3 protein-coding genes and 1 pseudogene are annotated in these 2,325 nt (G+C 66.9%); all 4 read right to left on the bottom strand.

Annotation, left to right across the window (positions count from 1 at the left end):
- Nucleotides 1-950 (bottom strand): P-type conjugative transfer protein TrbL (gene trbL / locus WBB14_RS09330; protein WP_424239571.1); only part of this gene is annotated, 950 nt, incomplete at its 3' end.
- Nucleotides 947-1,267 carry an EexN family lipoprotein gene (locus tag WBB14_RS09335; protein ID WP_226466814.1) on the bottom strand — a complete coding sequence of 107 codons (321 nt, stop codon included), beginning with the start codon at nucleotides 1,265-1,267 and terminating at the stop codon, nucleotides 947-949. The genes WBB14_RS09335 and trbL, both read right to left, overlap by 4 nt.
- A 12-nt stretch (nucleotides 1,268-1,279) precedes the next feature.
- Nucleotides 1,280-2,005, bottom strand: coding sequence for a P-type conjugative transfer protein TrbJ (gene trbJ, locus WBB14_RS09340; protein WP_226466815.1), 726 nt, complete (start codon nucleotides 2,003-2,005; stop codon nucleotides 1,280-1,282).
- A pseudogene (locus tag WBB14_RS09345) lies at nucleotides 2,002-2,325 on the bottom strand (conjugal transfer protein TrbE); the annotation flags it as partial. The pseudogene WBB14_RS09345 and the gene trbJ, both read right to left, overlap by 4 nt.

Consider the following 2,325-nt stretch of genomic DNA (forward strand, 5'->3'; position numbering starts at 1 on the left):
GCGCCGGCCAGCTTGGCGGCAGCCGGTGCCATGCGCGCGCCAGCGGCCACGGCACCGCCTACACCCGTCGCGGCAGCACCAACAGCCACCGCCGTCCCGGCTGCGCCGATGGCAGCGCCTGCCATCGCGCCCGCGCCGAGCTGCGGCGCACCGGACACGAGGCCCGTGGCGATACCAGGGCCGAAGATCCCCAGCGCCAGCAAAGTGAGCGAGGCCAGCATGATGACCAGTGCGTGGTCGAGCGACGGCTCATCGGGGTGGACTTGGAACTGAGTGAACAGGCCCGAGCCGATACCGACGATCACGGCCAGTACCAACACCTTGACGCCGGAGGCGACCACGTTGCCCAAGACCTTTTCGGCCAGGAACGAGGTCTTGTTCCAAAGCGCGAACGGCACCAGCACGAAGCCCGCGAGCGTGGTCAACTTGAACTCGATGAGCGTGATGAAAAGCTGGATCGCCAGCACGAAGAAGCACAGCACCACGACCAGCCAGGCGAGGAACAGCACCAAGATGGCATCGAGGTTCAAGAACACCTCGGGAAATCCCATCATGTCGTCGAGCTGAAGAAAGATCGGCCCGCCCGCGTCAAGGCCGGTTTTCGCCAGCCGGCCCGGCTGCAAGAAGTTCTCCATCGTGATGGCCGAGCCGGTGGCGGTGATGCCCAATCCCGCGAACGAGCGGAAGACGATGCTCGCCAGCCAATTGAAGTTGCCGATGATGTAGGCGAAGGCACCGACGTACAGCACCTTGCGCAGCAGCTTGGCGATCACGTCCTCGCCCTGACCGGTGGCGTGGCTCATAGCCCAATACAGTCCGGCGATCGTCATGTCGATGACGATCAGCGTGGCCGTGAGGAACGCCACTTCGCCCCGCAGCAGCCCGAAGCCCGAGTCGATGTAGGCGGCGAAGGTGTTGAGGAACTGGTCGATGATGGTCACGTCATTCATGGCGTGTCCTCCGGTTCGGCGGGAACGGCTGGCGCCATGCCATCGGCCGATTCCTCGAAGCTCGGCGGGATCGGCGGCAGGTCGGCCAGCGTCTGGTATTCATCCGGCCCGGCCTGGCCGGAGAAGAAGCGCCGCCGGAAGGCTTCGGCGGCGGCACGGCAAGCGTCCTCGCCCGTGGCCTGCCGGTCGGCCGCGCATTGCGCGCGCAATGCCTTGAGCCGCACGGGATCGGCGGCCAGGGCATCGGCATGGTGGTCGGCCGGCTGCTCGCCGCAAGCGGCCAGCAGCGCGGCACACAGGACGAGGACGCATCGCATGGCGACCTCCCGTCAGTTGCCGTAGAAATCCACGCGCTGCGGCGTGTACGGCGTGCCATCGCCCATGAAACGCCGCCGCACTTCGCGGGCGTGCTCGGTGGCGGCCGCCTGCCGAGCCAGCTCCAGCGAAGTGGCCCGGTCCTGCGTGATCTGGAGCCGTTGCGACTGGATCGACTGCTTGGCCTGCAAGGCCAGCAACTGGTTCATGGCCTGCATGGCCTGGAGCGCGCCTTGGGCCGACTGGCTCTTGCCCACGAGGTCGGCCAGCACGCTTTCGTCTTCGCCCAGGTGCTGCGACACCTGCGCCTGCATCTGCATGGTGGTCTGCAAGCCGTTGAGCGTGTTCCGCCAACGCTCCTGCGCGTCGCGGTACATCTGGTCGCCGCTGACGGTGGCGGCGTACTGCTCGGGATACAGGCGCGCGAACTCCCGATCCAGATTCGTCACGTCGTAGGCCAAGCCGCGAGCCTGGGCGATCAGCCGCTCGGTCGTCGCCAGATTGGCGCGCAACTGATTCACCACGCTGGACGGCAGGCTGGCGAGGTTGCGCGCCTGGTTCATCAGCATCTGCGCTTCGTTCTGAAGCTGCTGGATCTGGTTGTTGATCTGCTCCAGCGTGCGGATCGCGGTCAGTGTGTTCTGCACGAGGTTCGTGGGATCGACCACGACCCATTGCGCATGGGCGGTGGCGGTGCAAAGCATGGCCGCGATGGCGGCGGCGACAAGACGCTTTTTCATGGCAGGTTCTCCAGGGGTTGGTCAGCGAGGGAACCCGGCGCAAGGCCGGGGAACGAGGGCAGCAGGTCGGCCGCCCAATCGAGGCCGCGATGGCGCAGCCAGGCGCCCGCGAAGCCGGGCACGCCGGCGTCCAGCAGCACGCGGTCTATGTCGCGCCGGTCTTGCGGCGTGGAAGCGCCCGCAAACGCCAGCGCCGCCGGCCCCAGGTCGAGGTCGAACAGGCGGTTGCCGAGGCGGGATTGGTAGTAGTAGTCGCGCTTGGGCTGCGCGGTGGCGACGATTTCGATCTGCCGCCTGTTGAGGCCGAAGCCCTCGTAGAT

The organism is Achromobacter sp. (assembly GCF_049647645.1).
Taxonomy (GTDB): Bacteria; Pseudomonadota; Gammaproteobacteria; order Burkholderiales; family Burkholderiaceae_B; genus Achromobacter.